15 protein-coding genes are annotated in these 24635 nt (G+C 40.3%); 5 read left to right on the top strand and 10 right to left on the bottom strand.

Features of this window, described 5'->3' with window-relative positions; translation table 11 throughout:
* Positions 1-954, top strand: a complete 954-nt coding sequence (locus ACK4HU_RS07780) for a glycosyltransferase (protein WP_409805129.1) — start codon at positions 1-3, stop codon at positions 952-954.
* On the opposite strand, the gene ACK4HU_RS07785 is transcribed toward ACK4HU_RS07780, so the two are convergent.
* Genes ACK4HU_RS07785 through ACK4HU_RS07805 form a run of 5 tightly spaced genes read right to left on the bottom strand, consistent with a single transcriptional unit; the run spans position 951 to position 8029 of the window.
* A complete protein-coding gene (locus tag ACK4HU_RS07785) occupies positions 951-2222 on the bottom strand; it encodes a M16 family metallopeptidase (protein WP_409805132.1) in 1272 nt (423 codons plus the stop codon). The two genes, ACK4HU_RS07780 and ACK4HU_RS07785, sit on opposite strands and share 4 nt — an antisense overlap.
* Entirely contained in the window at positions 2222-3442 is a 1221-nt protein-coding gene (gene porV, locus ACK4HU_RS07790) for a type IX secretion system outer membrane channel protein PorV (protein ID WP_409805135.1), read from the bottom strand. Before porV ends, ACK4HU_RS07785 begins: the two co-directional genes overlap by 1 nt.
* Complete coding sequence (porU, locus tag ACK4HU_RS07795; RefSeq protein ID WP_409805137.1) at positions 3439-6687, bottom strand: type IX secretion system sortase PorU; 3249 nt, start codon at positions 6685-6687, stop codon at positions 3439-3441. Before porU ends, porV begins: the two co-directional genes overlap by 4 nt.
* Positions 6684-7379 carry a CDP-diacylglycerol--serine O-phosphatidyltransferase gene (gene pssA / locus ACK4HU_RS07800; protein WP_409805140.1) on the bottom strand — a complete coding sequence of 232 codons (696 nt, stop codon included), beginning with the start codon at positions 7377-7379 and terminating at the stop codon, positions 6684-6686. Before pssA ends, porU begins: the two co-directional genes overlap by 4 nt.
* A complete protein-coding gene (locus tag ACK4HU_RS07805; protein ID WP_409805143.1) occupies positions 7376-8029 on the bottom strand; it encodes an MBL fold metallo-hydrolase in 654 nt (217 codons plus the stop codon). Before ACK4HU_RS07805 ends, pssA begins: the two co-directional genes overlap by 4 nt.
* A gap of 55 nt (positions 8030-8084) precedes the next feature.
* Between ACK4HU_RS07805 and ACK4HU_RS07810 the strand changes: the two genes are divergently transcribed.
* The 4 genes from ACK4HU_RS07810 to ACK4HU_RS07825 all read left to right on the top strand — a co-directional run bounded on the left by ACK4HU_RS07810 (position 8085) and on the right by ACK4HU_RS07825 (position 14909).
* Positions 8085-9131 (top strand): NAD(P)/FAD-dependent oxidoreductase, encoded by a 1047-nt coding sequence (locus ACK4HU_RS07810; RefSeq protein WP_409805145.1) that lies wholly within the window; start codon positions 8085-8087, stop codon positions 9129-9131.
* A 21-nt stretch (positions 9132-9152) separates the two neighbouring features.
* On the top strand, positions 9153-12440 hold the full coding sequence (locus ACK4HU_RS07815; protein ID WP_409805148.1) for a biopolymer transporter Tol: 3288 nt from the start codon (positions 9153-9155) through the stop codon (positions 12438-12440).
* Between the two features lie 15 nt (positions 12441-12455).
* The gene (locus ACK4HU_RS07820) at positions 12456-13334 is read left to right on the top strand and encodes a YicC/YloC family endoribonuclease (protein ID WP_409805151.1); all 879 of its coding nucleotides are present in this window, start codon (positions 12456-12458) and stop codon (positions 13332-13334) included.
* Positions 13335-13751: 417 nt separating this feature from the next.
* Complete coding sequence (locus ACK4HU_RS07825) at positions 13752-14909, top strand: hypothetical protein (protein ID WP_409805154.1); 1158 nt, start codon at positions 13752-13754, stop codon at positions 14907-14909.
* A 288-nt stretch (positions 14910-15197) separates the two neighbouring features.
* Here the strand turns inward: ACK4HU_RS07825 and ACK4HU_RS07830 are convergent, their stop codons facing one another.
* From ACK4HU_RS07830 to sprA, 5 genes are all read right to left on the bottom strand, one after another.
* Positions 15198-15866, bottom strand: a complete 669-nt coding sequence (locus ACK4HU_RS07830; protein ID WP_409805157.1) for an energy transducer TonB — start codon at positions 15864-15866, stop codon at positions 15198-15200.
* A gap of 134 nt (positions 15867-16000) precedes the next feature.
* Positions 16001-16681, bottom strand: a complete 681-nt coding sequence (locus ACK4HU_RS07835; RefSeq protein WP_409805160.1) for an energy transducer TonB — start codon at positions 16679-16681, stop codon at positions 16001-16003.
* Between the two features lie 70 nt (positions 16682-16751).
* On the bottom strand, positions 16752-17096 hold the full coding sequence (locus tag ACK4HU_RS07840) for a VanZ family protein (protein WP_409805162.1): 345 nt from the start codon (positions 17094-17096) through the stop codon (positions 16752-16754).
* A 37-nt stretch (positions 17097-17133) separates the two neighbouring features.
* Positions 17134-17511, bottom strand: a complete 378-nt coding sequence (gene gcvH / locus ACK4HU_RS07845; RefSeq protein ID WP_409805165.1) for a glycine cleavage system protein GcvH — start codon at positions 17509-17511, stop codon at positions 17134-17136.
* Between the two features lie 51 nt (positions 17512-17562).
* On the bottom strand, positions 17563-24498 hold the full coding sequence (gene sprA / locus ACK4HU_RS07850; protein WP_409805168.1) for a cell surface protein SprA: 6936 nt from the start codon (positions 24496-24498) through the stop codon (positions 17563-17565).
* Positions 24499-24635: the final 137 nt, after the last annotated feature.

Genomic DNA, 24635 nt, shown 5'->3' on the forward strand with positions numbered 1-24635 from the left:
ATGGAAAGCACTGGTCTGGTAACGATTATCTGTATTGCATTCAACCACGAAGAATGGATCGAGGAGACATTGGAGAGTGTACTCAGACAGGACTATTACCAAAAGGAATTGATTGTTGTGGATAACGGAAGTACTGATGGTACAGCCGAAAAGATAAAAAATTGGGTAAATAGGTCTTCTGAGCATTTACCTGTTGAGGCTATTTTTTATGAGGAAATGCAACCCTATTGTCAGCTTTTTAATCAGATTCTTTCCAGAATAAACAGCCAATACGTAGTGGACTTATCAGGGGACGATGTGCTCTACCCGGATCATTTACAGTCCTCTATTTCTGAATTGAAAATGGTCCCGTATGCCGGATTTGTATTTTCGGATGCTTATGTTTTAGATCAAATGGGAGAGGTAACGACATTCTACAAACGAAACTTAAGTGGAGACCTGATCGAAGAGATAGAACTAAGCAACATCTATGAGACACTGATTCAAAAAAATTTAATTTGCAGCCCTACAGTAGTTTTCAATACAACTATCCTCCGAAGGGAAGGTGGGTATGATGAATCTCTCTATTATGAAGATTTTGATATACAGGTCAGGCTATCAAGGAATCATCCGGTGGTATTTTCCAATCATATTGGAGTCCTAAAGCGCAAACACAATAAATCTATGTCAGCAGGCCAATATCAAAGCTATCATTCCAAGATGCTCCCCAGTACAGTGAAAGTTTGCTCAAAAATCCTTGGAATGAATATTTACCCAGAAGAAAATCAAGCCCTAAAACGAAGAATACTATACGAACTGAAGCATTCACTTTGGTCTGCAAATTTTGATTCGGCCAAAGATTTAGTAGATCTAGGAAATGAGTTGGGGATAAAAAACCTTAGATTTTTGTTTTACAAGCTTTGGGCATCCCTGCGATGGGATATTTCATGGCTGTACATGAAACTTACTGATTAGCCTACGACCACTTCAATAAATGGTGGATTACCAAAATACTTTTGGCCGACCGTGAGAATTTCTTCAGTAGTGAATCTTCTTAAGAATGCAAGCTTCTCCACATAAAAAGTAAAGTCCAATCCTGAATGGTGAACAGCTCTGAATCGATCGATTAGGTCAAAGGATGAGCTAAATCGACCAATCATTTGACCAATTAAATAATTCCTGACTACCTCCAATTCTTCTGAAGAAACAGGCTCGCATACCAATCGATTAATTTCTTTATAAATCTCAGTGATCACTTCAGCCTTAAAGGCTTTTTGGACGTCCGCACCGATCACCCAATAGCAGCTTTCTCCTATTTCTGCCAAAGAAGAATTGATGCCGTAGGTATGGCCTTTTTCTTCTCTGATATTTTTGATCAAACGTGACCCAAAGTATCCTCCCAAAATCGTATTGAACACAGATAATGCCTGAAAATCAGGATGTGTTTTTGGAATTGACCAACTGCCCAGACGAATACTGCTTTGCAATGCTTGGGGTCTTATCTCATCTATTTTTAAAGTAGTTGAGATGGTATGGAGAGGGGTCGATTTTTTTGCACTTCGAAATGGAAATGAATTTAAATCAGCAATTATTCGCTCCAACTCTTCATCATTTAGGTTTCCGCACAGGAAAAATTCTGTGTCTATCAGTAAGTTGTTTTGAAAATATTCAAGCAGGTCCTGTCTGTCCACATTATCTACATGGTCCTCATTGATTTCCTGTCCATAAGGATGCTCATTTCCATAGAGCGCTTTTCTGAATAAATGACTGGCCCGAGATGCTGATTTTTCCCGATCCATTCGGATTCCTAGTTTGCGCTGGGATTTACGTTTCTGGAGACTCTCATCCGGGAAGACCGCTGCACTAAAAAGCGAACAAAAAACAGGCAATACTTTGTAAAGATGCTTCGTGGTAGTCACCAAGCTCATTCCCTCATGTGAATAGGTCACTAGAGGATGGACTTCAGTAGCGTGGAAGTCAAAAAATTCTGAAAGTTGAGATTCTGTTAGATCTTTTGTGCCTTCAGTCAGCATTTGTAATGTGAAGGAAGGTACTAATGATTTACCTAATGGAAGATCCTGTCTTTGACTTTTCCCGATTACTTCCAGCTTAACAGCGTCTAGATTGGGTGTGTAAACGAAATAAAGTGAGCGACCATCCTTTAGCTTTTTCTGCTGCGGAGCAGGCAACTCAAAATCCTCCGGAACGATAAATTCAGGTGCTTTTGATCTGTCAAGAAGCATTAATTGCTGTTAATCGTGTATAACAAGGAAAACCGGAGGGTTTCTGCTAATGGGTGATTTTGGGTTTGAGGTACTAGGTAAGAAAAATCAAATCCAATTTTTTTGAGGTCAAATCCCAGTCCCATGGTGAAATATCTACGTCCTCCTTTACTCTGATTTTCATAAAAATATCCTGTGCGAAGAGCGAATTTTTCAGCATACTCATATTCAATTCCTGCAGAAATGGTGAATTCTTTTAATTCTTCTCTAAACCCATCTGGTGCATCCGAAAATGAACCAAACATTCCGGAGATCAATGCTCTATTCGGGTCTTTCCCATTCCCAGGAGCAATTATTAGATTTCCATTTTCATCAGTCTTAAGCGTTCCATCTTGATTTGTTTCATATAATGGTGGGGTAGGCACCATTAATTTATTGAAATCAAGCGCAAAGGTGATTGAGTTGACGGGGTCAAGGTTTATTCTATAGGCAGTCCCTACTCTTAAGTTGGTTGGAATGTAATCTAGGTCCTCTGCGCTGTTGTATGTGATTTTAGGTCCGATATTGGTGATTGCCATTCCCCAAGACCACACTCCATCTCTTGCTCCTGTAAATACAGGCTTCTGATAATAAAGTCCTATATCAGCACCCACACTGATACCTGCTCTAGCTTCTGATCCACCGGCAGAGGAAATTGCTCCGGAAAGGTTGGAATGAATAAATCTTGCAGAAATCCCCAAACCCAGATTTTGTGACAATTTTCGGGAGTAAGTCCCTCCGATGGCAATATCGCGGGGGTTAAATTCTCCCAAGGTATTGCCAAAGCCATCTGTCAGCTGAATACTTCCCATGTTGAAATATCTCAGATCAAAGGCAAAGGCTGAGTTTTCATCGATTTTCTTGAAACCTGTGAGATAGCTCACTGACATGTCATTGACTAACTTGCCTAGCCATGGAGAATAAGAGAGGGAAAATCCCATATCATCCTTTATGAAAGCCAGTTTTCCGGCATTCCAATGTGCAGAATTAGCATCAGGGGAGGTGGCTACACCTACGTCACCCATTGCTGAATGCCGCGAATCTGGTGCAAAATTCAAAAATGGAACGGCAGTGGTAATAACCCTTCTGTTGGGGTCTTGACCTGAAATGATGACACTGTTCTGCGCAAAAGAAGAAAAACCGCTTAAGGCGAAGACAATTAAAAATATGCTTTTAAAGCTTTCTATGTCCTTTTTGTTCATCGAATAACTATTTTACCACTTACGGAATCTGAGGTTAGGTCGGATTCTGATTGTAGCTCTAATTTGTAAATATAAGTTCCTTTTGCTGGATATTTTGTTTGGTTTTGCAAAAATATCCATGATAAATCTTGGATATTTTCCTCAGCTTTAATCAAACGATACGACTCCTTAAATAGTATTTGCCCAGTAAGTGAATAAACTTCAAGTATGATATTTAAGTTTTCTCCGCGCCGATTATGTTTAATTTCAAAATTACTTTCTGTAGAAGCGGGATTGGGATAAACTTTGTGATCTGTGATTTTTAGTGAATTGCTACCTTTAATTCCCACTTCAAATGTGATAATGCTCTCATTACCAACATTATCCCATGCTCGAATGGTGACTGAATTTTTTCCTTCCAGGAAACCAGCAATGGTGATTTTAAAAGTCCCTTCTTGATAGCTGCCGTTCTTCGCAATATAATATTCATTCAGAATAACTGGTATTTGATCATTCAGTTGGATAGTCAGGTTTTGACCGGGAATAAATCCTGATACATTCATCCCGCTCTGATCGATAAGTGTAGCTTCGATCTCGAGTGTAGGGGAAGGAAAAATAAATGGTGCCGCATTTTGACCATTCACTTTAGGAATGATTTGAGGTCCACTCGTATCTTGATTGTTCGTCAATTTTTTCCCACCGACCAATTGTGAAAGGCTACCTATTGCTTGCAAGCCAGAACTAGAATCCCATCCTCTGATTCTCAACTTGCCATTTCCAAATTCAGGGTTGATGCCTATTGGCACTAAGAATCTTGCTTGTAGGATACCCGATTCAATTTTTCCCTGACCTCTGAAGACTAATACGGCTTCTTCTTCAAACTCAAAGGGAGAACTTTCATCTCCTAAAGTTTTCTGCACAACAGGTTTGTCCCTCACCTCAATTTGATACTCACCATTGAATCCGGCCTGGAAAGACTGAGTCAATGGATCTATGATTTCTGCTTTGAGCACAATTTCTTGGAGGGCTTGAAGGGTATCTGCCTGAATTCCATTCTTGGCATCCTCTATCGAGGTGATTTTTACTTCAAGTTCAGGAAGAGCTAATTTCAAGCTAGGATCACCCAAAAGCGAAAAATTTCGATTCAAAGAGCCATTAAGGCTGCGATTTTTGGTGTTTTTAAAAATTGAACCTAAGTTTTGATATTGCTCATCTTCTTTTCTGAAAACTTCCTCAATAAATGCTTCGTTCAGCGTAAAATTTACACTGCTGAAAACAGGCCTTCCTGTGGTCAGTAATGCTACTGCTCCTTTATTTCGAGCAAAAAGCAATTCCTCAGCCGCTGACCGGATGAATGGACTATCGTGTCTTCCAAATTCACAGGTAGCAGTAACCCAAAGGGCTAAATTTTCCTGTTTTGCCCAATCGGCAAGGTCCGAAACCTTAAAAATCTCTTCAGCTGTCAAAGTGGTTTCGTTCCCGTGTCCAATGTAGTTCAATATCAATGTCCCTTCGTCCAGAGTTTTTTTCAAGGCATCTTTGGCTTGAGGTGAGCGCTGATTGGTACCCGATTTTACCTGCTCAAATCTGTCCAGATAAAGCTTATTCAACCGAAATTCGGGGTGGTTTTCGTTTAAATAGTTGGCATGAACCTCAGCATCTCGAACGTGAATATTGTTGTCTGCATCATCAGCTAAAAAAGTCACCGTTGAAGATTTGGGCGATCGAATAGGGTTAGTTTCATATCGAATAATTTTCTCCACCATTTCATTTGCCTCTGCAAAATTGATCGCAGGAAGTCTGCCTACACCGATTTGCATCTGCTCATCACCCTCCCGAGTTTCAATCCATTCCCCCTGCCCCCAATCGACCAATCCATAATAATCATCTGAACTGAAGGTGGTCAATGGATTGAGGCTTTCTCTACTGCTGTAAATAGGAACAAGATTTGGCCTGCCACCAAGTTTTCCTTTGTGGTCAAATGTTCCTTTTCCAAGGATTAATACATTTTCGAGTGTTTTATTGGTGTGATAAGTAAAAGCTATAAAATTTCGGATTGCGGTCAGATCAGGATTTCCATAGCCAAAATTCCTGTAGATTTCTTCAGTCGTGGCAACTAGGGTTTTTATCCCCATGTTCTCCTTATGGTTTTTAAGCTTATTTGCCGAGGGGCGTAATAATGGCGAGCAGATTATCAGAAGTTCTGGAGAAATCTCAGTTTTCCTCAAATCCATCGAAATCGATTTGAATTCCTTGATTTCTGTTGTTTTCTCGGGAGAGAATATCACCCATTTTTTTCCTGTCGCACTGTTACCAGAAGTATTCCCAAAAGCTAAGGGCATATATAAATTACTTACTTCCCAAGTTTTGAATGTGGCCTTTAGTGATATAGCTTTTGGTGATTCGGATTCAAAAATCCCTTCAGTAAGCTTTTCATTGGAAAAAGGAACACCCACAACAACATAGTCGAGGAATCCGGCAGATTCAGATCCTGTTCCCTGAAAAGTAAATCGGATTTGAGAAAGTGAATTGTTTGTAGGACTGATTTTCAAGTCGAAACCTACTTCCCGGCCTTTGATCCCATAAGTGGAATTTGGAATGGCAAGAAATCCAACCTCTGATAACAGTTGATCTCCTGTAAGCATCCGCATGGTGGAGGCTGAAAAGGATTGAGCCATTAATTTTCCATGCAAAATCCAGGGAGAATTGGTTTCTGATCTTAAGCCTAAATTGATATTGAAGCTTTGCCCTTGCCGGATGGGATTTGAATACCATGCCCTCCCTGAATTCAAAATATTATTTTTTTCTTCCTTGAAGGTTTTGAAGCTATACCAAATCTGGTTGGGATCAGCTGGCACTGATTGACCCTGCAATTCTGATATTCGTATTGGGCTTTCTTTTTTCCCAATCAGAAAACTCAAAGAATCTGAAAATAAATGATGAGTATAGCTGATTCCTTCTTCAGAGAAAGTGAGAGAATTCGGACCGGAAAGAAAGAAATACAAGTTTCCTGCAAACTCAAAAGCGGGGATTTCTTGTAGTTCAAGTTGTTCCGGTTGCAGTTGCTGAGGAAGCATGCCCGGATACCCGAAAATACTGACTTGAGAAAGATTGGCGAAACCTAGTTTAGCTGCTTCTTGAGTTGAAATTTTATAAACACCTTGTTCTTGGACTTTGAATTGAAAAAAATCTGACTGCGCAAAAGAACGCTCAGCGTAAAGACCTAAAAACAGACTCAGAGCCCAAAGTGTAAATTTCCTCCTCATTCACTTCCGATTGCATTTTCGACTACCGATAGTCCAATATACGCCAAAATCACCAGCGGGATGCCTGCGAGTTGAAGCCAGGCGAATATCCCTATACTAATAAGTATGAGGATGTACCGAAAAATGTTTTTCGAAAAGGAAAGGCTTTTGAATTTTAATGCAATGAGTGGGATTTCAGCAATCAAAAGTAACGCAAAAGCCCAGGCCAAAATGATGAGTACAATTGGAGAAGAAAGCCATTGTTCAACAAAAGTCCATCGAATAATAAGGTAGGGGAGTGTGCTTAGAAACAAAGCATTTGCCGGTGTAGGCAAACCAATGAAGCGGTCACTTTGGCGCGTATCCAGGTTGAATTTGGCCAATCTATAAGCGGAAAGCATCGGCACAATCAGGGTAAAGTAAGGCAAATAGGACTCTGGTTCTGATTGGTTTTTTGTCATCATAAACAGAATCATACCCGGCAATACGCCAAAAGAAACCACGTCAGCGAGAGAATCCAGTTCTTTTCCCATATCACTCTGAACTTTGAGCAAGCGTGCTACAAATCCATCAAGAAAGTCAAACCCCGCCCCAATCAGCACAAAGAATGCACCGGAAAGAATGTCGCCATTCAAAACCCAAATAATGCCAATCACTCCGGAAAGAAGATTGAGAAGCGTCAGTAGGTTTGGTATTTGAGCTTTTACGTTCATAATGTCGCCCGCTCTCCCACGAATGGGTTGTGGATTCTTTCAAAACCAATTTGTGTCTCTGGCCCGTGTCCAGGATAAATAATAGTTTCAGCCGGAAGGGTCAATAGTTGAGATTTTATTCGCTCCAATAATAGTTGGTGATTTCCGCCCGGGAGATCTGTTCTGCCAATACTGCCTCTGAAAAGTGTGTCTCCTGCTATGACTTTTTTACTTTCTTCATGATAAAAAACCACATGACCTGGTGCGTGGCCAGGTACAAAAAGGATCTTTAAAGTTTCTTCTCCCACATTAAATTTCTCGCCCTCGACTAGGAAATAATCTGCTTCGGAAGACTCATATCCCTGAAAACCGTAATTGGGAGCATAAACTTCTACCGATTTCAGGACAGGTATTTCTTTTTCATGAATCCAAAGTGGAACTCCAAATCGTTTCTTTGCCCAAGCATTGCCCAAGACATGATCAATGTGACAATGAGTGTTCAACAAATGGCTGACTTTAAGTTGGTTCAATACGATAAAATCCTCCAGCTCAGTTCTTTCATTTGCGGTATGACAGCCGGGATCGATTAAAGCAGCTTCACCCCGATCGTCGTAGAGTAAATAGGTGTTTTCTTGAAAAGGATTGAAGGTGAATGATTTAATGTGGAGCATTTTTAAAGTTGGAGTGAACGCAGCAAAGTAAAGAATTATGCCTTTAATTTGGATTATGGAAATTGATTTTTTGATTATTGGGCAGGGCCTTGCAGGTACCGCATTGGGATATAGGCTGGAGCAATTAGGTCAGAAAATAGTGATTTTTGATCTTCCAGGATCTAACAATAGCAGCAGGGTGGCAGCAGGTCTATATAATCCAGTGACCGGTCGAAAAATGGTCAAGTCATGGATTGCAGAATATCTTTTTCCTGAAATCGAGCCCTTTTATCAAGAACTGGAGCAAATCACAGGTAGGGAATTTCTCACAAAGAAAAAAATCTACCGCCCCTTTCTCTCAATCGAGGAGCAGAATGAATGGATGGGACATTCAAGTGATCCTAAAATCAGTATGTTCATTGATCAGATTTTTACCAAAAGTCAATATCCAGAACTTCGCGATCCATATGGAGGAGTTCTTCTTCAAATGTCCGGGTGGCTAAATATCAATGAATATTTGGATGGGATGGCTGACTACTTTGGTGATCGCTTGCATGCTAGGGAATTCAACGAGAATTTGCTCGAAAAGACTTCTGGAGGCTGGAGATATGAAAACTTTCATTCCAAAAATTTAATCTTTTGCAATGGACTTGGTGCATTAAAAAGCAGATTTTTCAGTTATTTACCGTTCGCTCCTGTGAAAGGAGAAATCTTGGAAGTAGCGCAGGACTTTGATCCCGATTTTATTGTAAATAGGGGAGTTTTCAGAGTTCAGCTGAGCAAGGGAATTTATCGCGTAGGATCGACTTACACTTGGCATGATTTGGAGACTGGACCTTCAGAAACCGCAAAAAAGGAGATTCTCGGGAAGTTATTAGAGGTGGTACATGTTCCTGTGGAATCGGTAAAAAGTCATAAAATTGGGATAAGACCAGCGACAAAAGATCGAAAACCATTTCTTGGCAAACATCCTATAAAAGATAGCGTTTACATGTTCAATGGTTTCGGCGCTAAAGGAGTGTCGCTAATACCATATTTTAGTAAAATGATGGCTCAATATCTGGTTAAATCTCATCCAATTTTGCCTGAGGTGGATATAGCTCGGTATTTTAAGTATATTTAAAACCTATCAATCTCGATCTGAATGCGATACTTGGTCTTTCGACTTTTGATCTTAGTCTTATTCTTTGGAAGCTACTCCATTTCTTTGGCTCAATTTGACCAAGAAAGGTTTGGGAAAAACCGTGTTCAGCACAAGGAGCTCACTTGGTATTTTTACTCCTCCAATAATTTTGAGGTTTATTACTACGACCGTGGTGGAGCTAATGCCAAAATGGCAATAGAATATTTAGAGTCGGAGTTTGATAAGCTGACTCAAATGATTGGCTACGTAGCTTACACCAAGCCAAAGATTTACATTTACAATTCACCCGAAGAGGGACTTCAAAGTAACCTAAACCTTAATGTCCAAAAGTATACCGAGGATGGTCAAACCAAGTTTACCCGGCTGATAGCAGAGGTTTCATACAAAGGACGTATCGACCAGTTCAAGGAGGATATCATTTATGCGACTGCCAAGGTAATTATTCGTGAAATGCTATATGGAGCTTCGGTAGCAGACGCTTTTCAGGCTAATTTGATCAATGATTTCCCGCAATGGTATATTGATGGAGCTGCACTCTATCTAGCGAAAGGCTGGAGTAGAGAAATGGATGATTTTATCAGGAAGTATTTAAAAGAAAATAAAAATCCAAAAATTCTGAATTTAACAGGAATAGAAGCGGCTCTTGTAGGACAATCGATTTGGAACTATATCTCTGAAAAGTATGGACGAAGATATGTGTCCAGCATATTAAATCTCTCTAGAATCAACAGAAATGAGGAGAATAGTATCGCGAATACAATTGGTGTAAACGCCAAAGTTTTTTTCGATGACTGGAAAAACTACTATCTCAAAGTAAATGAACCAGTCTATGCTTCATTCAAAAATGTCTCTCCAGAATCAGCGCTTGCCAAGACATCTTCACGAGTAGATGGTGCCATCAGTGATGTGAAATTCAGTCCCGATGGGCTCCTCCTAGGTTATGTAGTGAATAATGCTGGTAAATATAAGGTGATCGTTCGTGATTTGTCCAGTGGTTCGGAGCAAACAATTTTCCAAGGTGGAGCGAGTTACGATGAACTCACTCCAAATCTCTATTCACCTATAATTGCTTGGAGAGATTCTGCCAATTTGGCTATTGCTTCCTTCAAAAGAGGATTTACAACATTGAGGCTAAGATCGATAGATGGCACAAATCAGGATAAAATCTTTCTAAGGAACATTACCCAGATTCTTAGCCTTGATTTTAATGAGTCAGGTAGGAATATGGTGCTCTCAGCCATATCCAATGGCAAAACTGATATTTATACCCTTAATGCGAGAGGCCAAGGAAAGCGTTTGACCAATGATTTATTTGATGATTTGAGTCCAGCCTTCCTCAATGATTCGGTTATAGTTTATTCTTCAAATTTTGTCGATTTGCCGGATTCCGTTTTGACGGCTACTCCTGACATTAATTTACTGCCTAATCAATACAACCTTTTCAAAATGGAGGTTCTTAAAGACACTACAATTTTGACCAAGTTGACAAATTCCAACAGTAAAAATATTCATCCCCGAAAGGTGAACAGTAATACGCTCCTTTTCCTGAGTGATTTGAGTGGAATCACTAATCTTATGCGATTCAACATTGGGAATCAGGTATCCAATCAAATATCAGCATATGATAAAAGCATTGAGGTCTACGACGTAAGCAGTAGAATGAACAAAATTGCCTACGCGCTTCGAAGTGGTAAAGAATCCCACCTTTACGTGGAAGGCTATAGCGGAGTGGACCAATTCACCCCAAGTACTCCAAGGGTACAGCTTTCACAGGCCAAAGAACTGAATGAACGCCTTGCTGCTAGGAGACTGCTTGAACAAAGAGCTAATGCAGCATTACCTTCACCGCCAGCTGCTGAAATAGAAATACAGCAAGTCCAAATTGACACTACGGCCACAAGTAAAACCTCCTCTATCAGTTTGGATCGTTTGAGATTTGAATCACGAAAAGGAGTCAATACCGAGAATTATACTTTCGACACCTTGCCCCCGCTTCCTAATCGAGCTGAAAACATTAGACCAGAACAGAGTAGAACAAATCTTCTGGAAACATTTAGAAGGCAATCGTTGCAGAAGCGTGTGACAGGACCAAGAAGAATGGACCCCCAATTTTTCACAAACAATATCAATACTAGGTTCGTGGTAGATCCTCTAAGAGGTTTTGGGATTAATCTTAATGGTAAAATGACTGATATTCTTGATAACCATATGTTTTCAGGCGGGATCATGCAATCATTGGATTTCAATTCCGGCGGAGATATTTGGTTTGAATATGAATATTTAAAAAGCAGACTTGATTTCAGAGGTAGGTTTGATAGAAGGACGATTCAGCTTTTTGAAATTAACTTTTATCGTCAAAAATATGTGTTGACCAAAGTCGAAGCAGGAGTTTCCTATCCATTAAATGTCAATTCCAGGATCTATGTGGCACCGTTGATAGCAAAGACTCAGTATTTTAACCTTTATTCAGATTCTTTAATTTTCGGTCAAGTTCCCGAACAGAATCGACTTGATGTCAATTATTTAGGAGGAAAAGCAGAATTTGTCTACGACCGAACTGAGCCTATGGGACTCTATTCGCATACTGGATTGAAGGGGAAAGTTGGATATATGCACTACCAAGGATTAAATAATAAGTCCCGATCCTTTAGTAATTTTTATCTTGACGTGAGAAATTATCAAAAAATCCATAAGAATATTACACTTGCTTCTAAGCTTTATGCAGGCTCATTTATGGGAAATAATCCCCAAAGTTACCTAGTTGGCGGAATGGATAATTGGATTTTCAATCAATTTTATAGCCCTCCCATAAATAGACCTGAACCTTCCCCTGTTCGTAATCCAGCAGGAAACGAAAATTCAAATATTCTTTTTGCTGACTTTGTTGACCTCAGAGGATTTGATTATGATGAAATAAGGGGTAGAAACGTAATTACATTTACCACAGAACTGAGGATACCGCTCTTTACTTATCTGACCAGAGGTAATATCACGTCAAATTTTGTGAGAAATTTCCAACTTGTCGGTTTTTACGATATCGGTTCTGCTTGGAATGATTTTGCTCCATGGGAGCGAGTAAATGACCAGAATACTGAAGTAATTAGTACCGAAGGTTCACCATTTGTTGTGGTGCTAAACAACTTTAATAATCCATGGCTGCAAAGTTATGGGGCTGGATTAAGGACGGTGCTGATGAACTATTATGTCAAATTTGACGTGGCTCGTCCCATCCGAAATTATGAGGCACAAGACTTAAGGTTTTATTTTACCTTAGGGTATAATTTCTAATTTTCATCCTACACTATGATCAAATCAATGACCGGCTTTGGAGTAGCCGGATTTGAGAATGAGCAAATGATGATTCAGGTCGAAGTTCGATCGCTCAACTCAAAATTTTTGGATTTATCCATTCGCAGCCCAAGACAATTTTCTGACAAAGAAAATGAGATTCGGACTTTAGTCCAGTCCATTTTAGATCGTGGAAAAGTCAATGTATCTATAGAGTTTGTACCAAAAGGAAGTCAAAACCTCCCCGTTACAATCAATCAAGCACTTTTTAAGGCATATTTCAACGAGTTTAAAAACTTGGCAGGACTAGTTGGAGAGAAGTCCGACGACCTATTTAAGCTTGCTTTACAGTCTCCAAATGTGATCACATCTATTCCGATGGAGCGTGAGGAAAGCCAAGATTGGGATCAGACTAAGCTGGTATTGGAAGAAGCTTTGAAAAAGTGTGATGGCTTTCGAAAAGATGAAGGAGCTTCATTATTTGCCAAACTTGAAGAAAATATTTTGGTGATAAGATCGGCCTTTGAACGAGTAAAGCAGGAAGAACCAATCCGAAAAGAGCGCATCAAACAGCGAATACGAAATCATTTTGAACAATGGATGGATGAAAATTCTTTTGATGCCAATCGCTTTGAACAAGAATTGATCTACTACTTCGAAAAACTTGACGTGACTGAGGAGCTGGTAAGATTGGAAACACACCTAAATTATTTCATAAAATCGCTCCGTGAGGAAATTAGTCAGGGAAAAAAGCTGGGATTTATCAGTCAGGAAATAGGAAGAGAAATCAACACAATCGGCTCCAAGGCAAATGATGCCGAAATTCAAAAGCATGTCATTCTGATGAAAGATGAGCTAGAAAAGATCAAGGAGCAATCGCTTAATGTGTTGTAGAAACTTTGGAAAAATAGGGGGTTCCTTTTTGGTTTTTTAACTGACCGGTTAACAAATTTTTAGTTGTTCTTTTTTTCAGAAAAGCGGATAAGATTATCTTTGATTAAACGTTTAATCTATCTATCTAAGATTAGACAATAATCTAAGTTTCTATTTCCAGCATTTTTAAAATCCAACATAATGAAAATTATAATTTCAGCCCTGCTCACATTCGTTTGCTTTATCGGTCTTGTTGCGAACAGTGCAGCGCAAAGTAAAATTAAAATGGAATTGTATGGAGGCCCGCAGTACAGTTATCAAAAAAGCATAACGAGACTGGGACAACCGCTGAACACCAATTCACAGATAGACTATCATTTAGGGATTAATTTTTTATTTGGTCTCCGAGATAACTTACAGCTAAGCTTTCAATCGGAAATGATAAGACCCAATTTTAGCTTTGATTATTTTCCTGCTTTTCCAAGTTTGACCCCAGATTTTCAAGTCCAAAGGATAGACGCCTTAGGTAATTATCGACTAGGGATTCGGAAAACATGGGAGCAGGGTAAGCATGCATTTTATGCTCAGCCCTCGGTCGGATTTACGGTAAATAATTACTGGGATTTTGCAAGAACAGATTCTACTTCATTCTTTTTTGCCAATCGGGAAACCAAAATAGTCGGAAATGTAGGAATGGAGGCTGGAATGAAATTTAATACTAGAAGGAAAAATTATCTTTTGGTAGGCTTAAGGCATCAGTCAGGTCTCAGTTCACTCAATCCAATTGAAATAGGTCTTTATGCTGGTAATTCTCAGGCTCAAGTTCAGCGACGCGGCTCTTACACAGGCATGTTTGTGGGTTACGGGATAGACTTCAAAGGAAGAACCAGAGACGAAAAACTTGAAGAGAGACTTGAACGACAAGAAAACAAATCTGCGAAAAGAGAAATTGCCTGGGGGAGTGGACCTTATTTGTCAGTCAATGGACTTTTAAGATTTCGTCCAAAATCAGAGCGTGAACCTAACCTGGAATTTTCCCACATTTCCGGTGGATATGAGTTTTTGGGAGGGTACACTTTGGGGTCTTTTAGTGTGGAATCTGGCTATAGCAAATTCAATGCATACACCAACGTCAGGTTGCCTGGTGGTTTGAATATAAATACTCCTACCAACTATTCAGTGAGTGCTATTCCAGTAAGATTGCGTTATCACATGGATATTGGTGATAAGAAAAGATTGCGCTTGGGCACTTCTTTAGCCGCTTTTTATACTTTAGATACAAAAGGAAGGATTTGGTATGAAGGTGCTATTGGTGGATATAGTAATACAACCTACAATTTAACTTCAACTCCTTTGGACCAAAACATCCAGGGCAAGCTATTTTTTAATGCAGGTGTCTTTGCTGAGATTCCGATTTTCAATTCCAGCATGATTACCTTTAATTTTTCCAGAAACTTTGGAAGTCCTGAAGTAGGTAAAATCAATGTTTCCGGAAATGTCAATGCAGAGCCCGTAAACTTCGATTCATCCGGTTCATTAAATGGCTGGATTATGGAAGTGGGGTATAAATTGCCACTAAAATCACTGTTTAAATAATGATCAATGGACAATGATCAATGAACAATGGTCAATTACCAATGCTCAATTTATAATGATTAATGCTAAATGACCAATAACCAATAACCAATTTTCAATGACCAATTTTCAATGACCAATGCTCAATGACCAATTTTCAAGTAGACCAATGCAAAATGACCAGTTATCAATTCTCAAGTGAGTTTCAGGAGTATTATCCTTGAAAATTGACCATTGAATTTGAGAATTGGACATTGGAAAAAAAGTCTGCATGACCCCATGCAGGCTTTTCAATTAAAAGGAGTTGGTTTAGTTAAGCTTGAATTTAATGGGCATAGTCATTCGGGATCTCACAGGTTTACCGTGATGCATGGCAGACTTCCATTTAGGAGAATTTCGGACCACTTCTAGGGCTTCTTTGTCAATTAATGGATCAACTGATCTTACTACTTCTACATCTTGAATACTTCCATCTGTATTGATGACAAATCTTAGAAAAACGGTTCCATCAATTCCCATTCGTTGCGGCTGCTTTGGATACGTTAGATTGGCTTTTAAGTAAGCATACCAAGCATCCATTCCGCCCTGAAATTGTGCCTGAACTTCTGTGAAATCCAAGATCTCTGATGCAACTTCGATAGTAGGAGGGCCTTCAAAAATTAGTTCAGGTATTTCTTGATCTCCTGAAAAGTTGATGTCAATTGAGATTAAGTCTTCAATTTCAATGTCATCGTCTAAGATTTTGATTTCAGGGGCAACAATCGGAGGCGGTGCCTGTGGGGGAGATTGAATGGTAATAGGAATTACTTCCGAGTCCCAATTCGAATTAGAATTTGAAATTTCCAAAAGAGGTTTTTCTTCATAAGCCTTCCATTCAAAGGCTGCCAAAACTGCACCGACTGATATAATCAGTCCAAAATTTAAAAAGGGAGCGTACCATCTTCGAAGGTCCGACCCGAGGTTCTTTTTTAATTCCATGGTTCTTAGCGTTTTATTTTAATAAAAGCTACAACTATCACTGGGAATTACCTATTTCAATAACATTTATTAACTATCTAAAAAGGTGTTAAAGTTTATAAAAAAAAAGACCCGATTTCTCGGGTCTAATATTTTTAGCTAAGCTTGAATCGAATCGGTAGTCTCATTCGAGTACGAACCGGACGGCCTCTTTGCTTTCCAGGCTCCCACTTAGGAGCTTCCTGAACAACTTTTACAGCCTCTTCGTCGCAACCTCCGCCGATACCTCTCAAAACTTCAACGTCTTGAATGGATCCATCAGTGTTGATAACGAAAACAACGATCACAGTTCCTTCGATACCCATTCTACGGGCTTGAGTTGGATATTTCAGATTTTTGGAAAGGTATTGATTCCAGCCTGACATTCCCCCCGGAGGATTTGGTTGAGTTTCTACGACGTCAAAGATTTGATCTGCCTTTTCTTCCACTGGAGCTTCAGCAATAATCACTTCCTTGATTTCAGTAGTTTCTTTCACATCCACATCGAAATTCACATCGATTTTTTCCTCGATTTCAATTTCATCTGGAATTTCCTCGATGATTGGCTGCTCCATTGGTGGTGGAGGCGGCGGCGGTGGTGGCTGTTCGGTGATAGGTATATCAAGCAGCTCTTCGAAATTGTCATTTACGCCGCCCAAGTCCTTAAGTCCTGAGTCATCAAATGACTTGTATTCGAAGGCAGCAAGAGTAAGACCTACAGCTACTGCTAGACCAAGATTGGTAAACATACCGACCTTCCTGGTGATATCAGCGCTTGGAGACTTTTTTGCTTCCATGGTGAAATTGGTTTATACTAATTGAATTTCTTTTTAAAATCTGAATAACAAGTGTAAGAATTATTGAAGATTATTCCAAAATGTATTTAATGAACGGCCATTTTAAATATGCTAATAATCCCAAACTAGCTCCTATTGCGTTGGCAATCATATCCATTATCTCAAACGATCGATTCGGGATAAATTGTTGTGCTAATTCAAATCCGATCCCACAAAATATCCCAAACAAAATAAAATTTTGCCAAATACGGGGGTTTCTATAATTTATCTGTTCCTTTTTTATCCCAACACCACTCCAAAGATAGGCCAACAGGAAAAAAGAAATCAGATGTATGGCTTTGTCCTGAAAATCAAACAAAGCAACTTCTGGGATTTTCTCACCTGGTGTGAGCATACCAAATGCCAGGATGATCAACCAGGTTATTGCCAGAAATATTCTCAATGATTTAAATTTATTCGCCTACAAGTTCAGTGTATTCCTTTGCATCCATAAGATCATTACCTGATCCATCTGAGATTCTTACCTTGATCATCCAGCCTGATTCATAGGGCGAGTCATTGACTAATTCCGGAGATGAATCCAATGCTTCATTGAATTCGATGATCTCGCCTGTCAAAGGCATAAATAGGTCAGAGACAGTCTTCACGGCTTCCACAGATCCAAATACCTCTCCTGCTTCAATTGTCTCGCCGACTGTCTCTACCTCAACATATACAATGTCCCCCAATTCTTTTTGAGCAAATTCAGTGATACCGATGGTAGCTACTTCACCTTCGATTTTTACCCATTCGTGGTCTTTGGTGTACTTTAATTCTTGTGGAAAATTCATGATTAGTTTTTTAGATTGTCAAAATTAAAAGGAATCAGATTAGATTGAAATCTATTGTGATAAATTAAATCTTAGCTGTCCCCCAAAAGCTGTGGAAGTTCTTCTAAAGGCTGTTGTTACCCTAGGATCATTGATAGTTCGTTCAAAGTAAATGGTAAGATTTAGGTTTTGATTGACTACATAACCAACTGTTGGTCTTAATTGAATATTTACGTTGCCGTTGGTGACAGTACTTCCTTCTTCTATTTTTCGCTGAACTTGCCTTACGTCTACTACTTTGGAATCCAGTCTGAGTTGAAGGTCATTTTTGAGTACCTTTTGTCCTCCTTGAACCTTAAATGGCACTTTGACTCCAGCCTTGGTATAGGCTAAAGTTAATCCAAAGTCACTGCTTTTTTGCTCTGTGACCTGGGAGTTTGAAAAATTCAAACCAAGGTTTCGCTCTCGATTATAATTAATAGCCACATTTAGTCGGTCTTTAGTCAATAAATCAATTCCTATAAATGGTGCAAATCTTTCCGAAAGCACAACTTGGTTCAAAACATAAATTGGAATAAACTGCCCGTCGTCATTAGTAAGATCTGGTCTTTGGACATTTTGTAATCTATTAAATAGCTCCAGTCCTTGCTGATATTGCAAAGAATTGGAAAAATTACTCACATCGTAATTGGAAGAGTAAGCATGGGTAAGATTAATGCTACTGAATTTTTCACTTAAACCTTTCAGTCGTGACAGACCTCTGTAATCAACTCTCCAATTTGGAAGAGGAGTTTTTGGAAATGGATTAAGATTTACATTATTCGGATCCTTTCCCAAGTAGGCAGCAAGGAATGACGGAATCAATACATCCTGTCCGTTTAGCCCATATTCACCTGAACCAATTGCCGCCTCATCCAATCGGGATTTGATGATGGATCGATAATTTTCAAAATCCGTAAATAGTGGGGAATTATTTCGTGAATCATCTCTTTTAAATGTAGTTCCAATCATGATGCTCGAAATAGAATATGAGCCTAGACGATTTGGGCTGATGCTTTGGTAGTTTCCTGGATTTTCGAGTGAATTTCGAAAGATCTCCTGATAATCTCCAGTTTCACGTTTCCTAGCTTCAAGAGTCACCCTAAAGTCACGAATTGGTTCTACTATGCTGGTTAGCCTTAAGTTAATCGCCCTATTTTGTAGGAATGGCTGGGTCAATTCAGCACTTGGGGCAATTTCCCCATTATTGGCAAGATCGTATCGAATGTTAGGATTTTGACTGCCAAAGAGGAAGGCCCACCCTGGATTATTCCATGCTCTGTCCATACCGAGTAGTCCGGTATTTGGCATATATCCAGGCAAGAAAGTCCCATCAGTTACCCCATAATTGAAGGTGATTTCCTTGGTCATCATCAGGAACTTCAAAAGTTTGCTACTGAATGGTGTGCCAATTGTATCTTCCGCAGCCAGCGTAGTTCTTCCGGGTATACTCGGACGTTTAGGAGCATTCAGGGCTGCAAGTTTTTTGTTTTTATTGTAAAGTTTCATCAAGTCAAACTTCCCGGTCAGACTTTGATCCCGAGTGTTTTGAATTGCATTTCCTAAGGTGTCCCTTTGTCCGATCGCACCTGTCTGCCAAGTATAACTTGTGACATACCGATAGTCCGTTTGGATCCAGTCTGTAAGGGGTAATTTATTTAGAGGCAGGGAATAATTAAGCGTGGCCATGTGGTTGTAATTCATAACCCTTCCAAATCGCCAGGCATTAAATTTTATTGAATCTCGCTTTGCCTCCGAATCTATATCGCCCTCTGGTTCATCTACCACAGCACTTACTCGGGAATCAAAATCTACCCGTAAGCTTTTGGAAAGGTCCCAGTTAACATTAAAGGAACGGTTCATAAAAAATGATTTCTGGAAGAGTGGATCCACCCCAGCGGAATTCAATTGGTCATTTCTATATTGTGATCTCAGGAATCTTCTATCCACATCCAGCCTTGCCAGCACCAGAGTAGGGGATAGGTTAAGATTAAAATCTTTGATCAATTTTAAAAATGGAGAAGTCATTCCCTCTGCATTTTGAAATGGTGCTACTACCCATTCCTTAGGTTGGTAGCTGTAAGTGATATTGCCCCGATTGGTTTTGAAATCATAACTCTGAATCTGAGCATTAGTCTGAGTCACTGATCCAATCGCATATGAAAAAGCAAAATTGGACAGGTCATAGATCCTGTTTGGAGCATCTGGATTGCTTTTGATTTTCCGGACATTATTGAAACTTAAATTCCTCCTTTTCATCTGATCTTGAGCGATATTGCGATATTCAGCACGCTGGTCATCGGTTTCAAATTTTCCTAGGGCAACCTCAAAAGGTACGTCTGGATTGAGTGGATCAAACTCGGGTCTTGATGAGGTGTTCTCAATGGAAAAATACATGGGAATACTTACCCCTAAAGCCTCTGGTAAAAGTTTGTTTACTTCAACATTTGTCGAAATGTCATATTGTGTAGTTGCTTGACGGGTACGCTGTGAAAGCTTGGTTTCCAATCCTCCGAATCCAATGGTATTGTGTCTGAATGAAGCAGAAACGACGGCTATGTCTGCGATTTTTGCATTCAAAAATGCGTTTGCGGCCCAGCCGTTGTTCTCATTCTGTCCCGTTACTCGAAGTTCATTTGCCCAAAAGCAGAATGATTTCGAAGACCCAATGCCTATCCCGGGATTCCTTGCCCCGAGCATCATTCCCTGAACCATACTCAATTCCGGTCGGCCTACCACAGTTACTTTGTACTGTCGGATATTTTGTGAATAGGGAAGATTAAGTGGAGCCCGATTATTATCCCGGTCTACTTTGACTCCAACAATCTCTTGAATGGCAATGTCAATTTCATTTTCAAGTGGCCAAACCGCACGAGGATCGTTTGTTCCTAAAGGAGAAACAACAAGAGGAACTTCAATTTCATAGTAGTTATCTGTGTAGTCTGTTCCTAATCGTAAGAAAGCGGTGATTTCGCCATCTTGCGCATCCTCGCTGTTAGCATGAAAGAACATTTTGATTCTTTCATACTGCACCAAGTCGATGGTTAGGTTTTTGAACACCGCTCGGGCATCTTTTGGACCTAAATCTTCCACACATACTCTAAGCGATTGCTCGTTTAGTCTTCTTTCGACGGTGGAAGTATTGTCCCGATCTCGATTGATTCCTGGAGGCAGTACGTAAGGACTGGATTTGTCACTTCCTTGTGCATTTTGCTCGATGTTAACTACATCTACTACGACATTGGAATTGTCAGGCTCCGGGATTTCAAAAAAGCCCTTCTCAAAAAGTGATTCCTGAAAGACCCGCCATTGACTCCCTACCATTCTGAATTCCGCCATTCTCAACACCACCGGCTGCTCAAAATCAGTCAAATAGGTTCTCATCCAACGGATCGATTTAAAGCCAACTATATCACCCTCCACTCGATCCGGCTGTCGGACTGGGATACGGAATAGATACCAATTGACCTCTTCACCTCTTTCATTGTGAGTAACCTGGTCCACAATATAATTTTGCCCTACATTTAATTGTCCGGGTCTCAGGTCAATCTCATATTCGTAGTAGTTTTCCAGTTCATTGATTGTGTTGTCAGAGTTTAAGTCCTCATTGTCAGGCATATTACCTCCAGATTCTGTATAAGGTAGGTTTGGGTTAGCCGAAACAGGTGTATTCCCCTCCATGCCGTTAAATTTCTTATAGCGCTCCAAGATTTTTACATCAGTCTGATCAAATCTCGAGTCCAAATAATATTGGAAGTTATCTGCTGAGACATCTTGTAATATGGTATTTCGTGCTTGTTGTGAGACATTGAGTCGGTCCAAAAATCTGCTTTGAAAAAATGCAGGTTCATCGGCATTTTTCAATCCATCCAGTCCTACGTCTTGGTTAGCTCGTGAGGTCTCAGAATTATCAAATGCCGGGATCAAAAACTGCTTTCGGGTGATTCGTCCCCATTCATTTTGACCAGCTTCGGAGGGATCGCCATCGGCAGGAAGACCATTTTCGAATGCATGGCTTCCATCTTTCATCACGTCCTCGGAGATATCTCCAAGATTGAGGAACAGTTTACCTCCAGTGGTATTATTTTGATTAAATACCCCATCCAAAACTCGTCCATTTTCACCAGGCAGGAAAGGGTCCATCAGCCAGAATTCGATGTATTCGATATTCGTTCTATCAAAGTCTACTTCGGTGGTGATCGCACGGGTTACTCCACCGTAGTTAAGTTTTGGGCTTGGCAGTAAACCATCAATGTTCAAATTTGGATTATAATTAAACATGCCTCTCTCACTTGGAAAATAGGCCATTTCAAAAAGTGGTTGAGGAACCACTATTACATCCCGATCTTGATTTTTAAAGATTTCCTGAGGAATTACTCTTCTGACATAATGGTTCCTTTTGTCTTGAGGGCTTAGATTGGTAGGTACTCCGGGTCCGCTTTCTCTATAGAAGATGTTGTCAATATTGTACCATGCTAATCTTGCTCTTCTGTAGGCATTTCCAAGATTATCTTCTGTTTGATTACTTAGATCAAATTTGTTTCCTACGGTTTTTGGAGTTGCTGCAAGTTTCCAGTTTTGATTCGCAGCAGCACCAAGGAAGAAAGGTGTGACAGCGGCTTCAAAGTCATCAATGTATGATGCAGCATCACCAGCTACTGTATTGGATGTTCCAGGAAGTAAGTGGGCAAATTCAGCATTGAATTGAACCAGTGATTTCTCTTTGGTACTAGTGAATGGTAGCGCATCTGCTAGCTTGGTCAGGAATCTAGATTCGTCATTAAAGTTGACGTCAAGACCCCAGAGACTGTTTCTCAGCGTCTCATTGCCTGTAGCGATTCGAGTTACGTTTGGACGTTCGTTCAGGTATAGAAAGGTTCCTCCGATATTTAATTTTGGGCTAGCTAGGTAATCTAACCTTGTTCCAAGCAAACTGCGTGTTTGAAAAGAAACCAAATCTGCCTTTTCGAAGCTTATATTGATCTGTTTTCCGGACTGCAGGATGGCGTCATTGATGATTACCAGACGGCCGACATTGTAGTCTATCGTGAAATCTACTCCTTCAGTCAAAGGAATATTACCTGCCTGTACGATGACGGAGCCCGGAGCAATGTTTAATCCGGGAAGTTGAATTTCACTTGCAGAACCAGCAGTTAGCCGGCCTTTGATGAAATACTTATTTAATCTGGTGACGAGTTCAGCATCAGCCTGAGTAGTGCGATAAAGTGTATCATAGACGTATTTGTCTTTTAGGACCAATTCCCCCGGAAGGAAATTTTTCGCAAGATTTGATCCGAAAGGTTCTAGGACTGGGAAAATCAATAAGCCTCGGTCAGAAATCATCGTGATTCCCTCCACGAAATCGAAATTCCCATCTGGTGCAGGGTCATTTTGTGGGTTGAGGTTGTCAAGACCCGTTAGCCGAATTAGCGGTTTGTCTTTTACATTGGCTCCCTCAAGTAGCGATGGATTGTCCAAACCGGTACGGTCATCACGATAGATTACCTGTAGCTGAAAACCATCTCTGAGAATTTGGCTCGCATTAAGACTGTAGACGTTTTTCATCATCAAATCCCAAGTAGGAACTCTGGGATTGATTCGAGCAGGACGGAGTAGTTTTAGAAAAATGAGTTCGTCTTCTCGTCGAGTTTGGTAGTCTTCTGTCAATTCACCGACTTTGTAAACTTGACCGTTGTAAGTGTATTCGAAGGAAACTGCCAGAACTTCATCGTTTTGGAGTCTTCTGAAAAGAGAAACATAACCCAACTGGGGATTAAAGAAAAACTCCGTCTGATCTAGCTTTCTTGCACCGTTTATCTGTTCAAAATCTACTCCCTTTCTGAGTCCAAGACTAGATTCCATCGCTCTTGACCCCGTATCAAATGGACGGAATGAAGCGTTATTTGCAATATTGGAATATAGTAGGTTGGCGTTATTTGCAGCGGCTCCCGGCGTGCCCGTCCCGATAGAAGGATTCGATGGATTGAGTAGTACCCTACCTTCACCCAGATCCATGAATGCGGCGAAATTCCGTAGGGTTTCCGTTTTGGTTGCCCTGTTCATGATATACACTTCTATTCGGGTCACATTCACTCCCGAAAGCACTTGGGGAAGACCTCTTAGCCAGCGTTCGTAATTGTCCCGGAAAAAATGAGAAAGGAAGAAATGGCGGTTTTCGTCATATCTGGACGCCTGAATATCAAAGGATCTTCCCTGACCATTTGCATCGATGACCAAGTTGTCTCTACGGCCCCGTTGAGTAGAAGCCACCGCCGTGACATTTAATTTACCAAAGCGCATCTGAGTTTTCAAACCAAACAGGTTCTGTGCACCTTGGATCAATCGGTTTTGAATCGGCATGCTGACATTGCCTATTTCGACAGATTGAATGATGTCTTCATCAAAGCCATCGTACTCTAGTTTGAGTTGATTTTGGAAATCAAAAGAATTATTGGAATCAAAATTGGCCCCTATTTTTACTTTTTCACCCATTGAGCCGTTTACAGCCATTTGGATTTGTTGCTGAAAATTGAAGCCTCCATTCTGTTGCTGCCTGATTGGAAGGGTAGGGTTGTCTATACGCCTAAATATTGCTCCAAAATCCAGGTTGACATAGCCCGTTGGGACAATATTGATCTCGCTTCCTCCAAAAATTCGATCAAAAGAAGGACTTACAGTCATGGGAGGAATCAAACTACGACCGGCTACGGCACTTTCTCCGTCCATTCCACGAGCGCGGGACCGCCAATAATCTTGCCTTACTCGATATTGTTGGATCTCTGAAAATCGCTCAAAATCGTATTCTTGCTCATTGCCATATCTAGTGGTGTCAAGCTGGTCTACGATGTTGTACCGAAGTGTAGAATCAACAATTACCTGAACTTCCTGATTTAGTGGAGGGATGGGAATAAATGGGGATCTATGTTGAAGGAATGGATTCCGCTGGGGATATAAGGGATTTGTCCTCATATTTTGCCAAAGCAAAAATGAAGGCGACAACCTACGGATATTCAGGGAATCAAGTCGGGATTGGTTGCTGTCTCCTGATACTTGTTGGGCTTCAGAAGTTGATATAGCAAATGCAAATCCCAACAGGATTAAGAGAA

The organism is Algoriphagus sp., from assembly GCF_046296635.1.
GTDB lineage: Bacteria > Bacteroidota > Bacteroidia > Cytophagales > Cyclobacteriaceae > Algoriphagus.

What these genes read in the sequence shown, in the direction of transcription:
- ACK4HU_RS07835 (WP_409805160.1), bottom strand. Translation starts at nt 16,681, where the DNA reads ATGGAAGCAAAAAAGTCTCCAAGCGCTGATATCACCAGGAAGGTCGGT.
- porV (WP_409805135.1), bottom strand. Translation starts at nt 3,442, where the DNA reads ATGAACAAAAAGGACATAGAAAGCTTTAAAAGCATATTTTTAATTGTC.
- ACK4HU_RS07780 (WP_409805129.1), top strand. Translation starts at nt 1, where the DNA reads ATGGAAAGCACTGGTCTGGTAACGATTATCTGTATTGCATTCAACCAC.
- ACK4HU_RS07785 (WP_409805132.1), bottom strand. Translation starts at nt 2,222, where the DNA reads ATGCTTCTTGACAGATCAAAAGCACCTGAATTTATCGTTCCGGAGGAT.
- ACK4HU_RS07825 (WP_409805154.1), top strand. Translation starts at nt 13,752, where the DNA reads ATGATAAGACCCAATTTTAGCTTTGATTATTTTCCTGCTTTTCCAAGT.
- gcvH (WP_409805165.1), bottom strand. Translation starts at nt 17,511, where the DNA reads ATGAATTTTCCACAAGAATTAAAGTACACCAAAGACCACGAATGGGTA.
- ACK4HU_RS07815 (WP_409805148.1), top strand. Translation starts at nt 9,153, where the DNA reads ATGCGATACTTGGTCTTTCGACTTTTGATCTTAGTCTTATTCTTTGGA.
- ACK4HU_RS07830 (WP_409805157.1), bottom strand. Translation starts at nt 15,866, where the DNA reads ATGGAATTAAAAAAGAACCTCGGGTCGGACCTTCGAAGATGGTACGCT.
- porU (WP_409805137.1), bottom strand. Translation starts at nt 6,687, where the DNA reads ATGAGGAGGAAATTTACACTTTGGGCTCTGAGTCTGTTTTTAGGTCTT.
- sprA (WP_409805168.1), bottom strand. Translation starts at nt 24,498, where the DNA reads ATGAGGACAAATCCCTTATATCCCCAGCGGAATCCATTCCTTCAACAT.
- ACK4HU_RS07805 (WP_409805143.1), bottom strand. Translation starts at nt 8,029, where the DNA reads ATGCTCCACATTAAATCATTCACCTTCAATCCTTTTCAAGAAAACACC.
- ACK4HU_RS07810 (WP_409805145.1), top strand. Translation starts at nt 8,085, where the DNA reads ATGGAAATTGATTTTTTGATTATTGGGCAGGGCCTTGCAGGTACCGCA.
- pssA (WP_409805140.1), bottom strand. Translation starts at nt 7,379, where the DNA reads ATGAACGTAAAAGCTCAAATACCAAACCTACTGACGCTTCTCAATCTT.
- ACK4HU_RS07820 (WP_409805151.1), top strand. Translation starts at nt 12,456, where the DNA reads ATGATCAAATCAATGACCGGCTTTGGAGTAGCCGGATTTGAGAATGAG.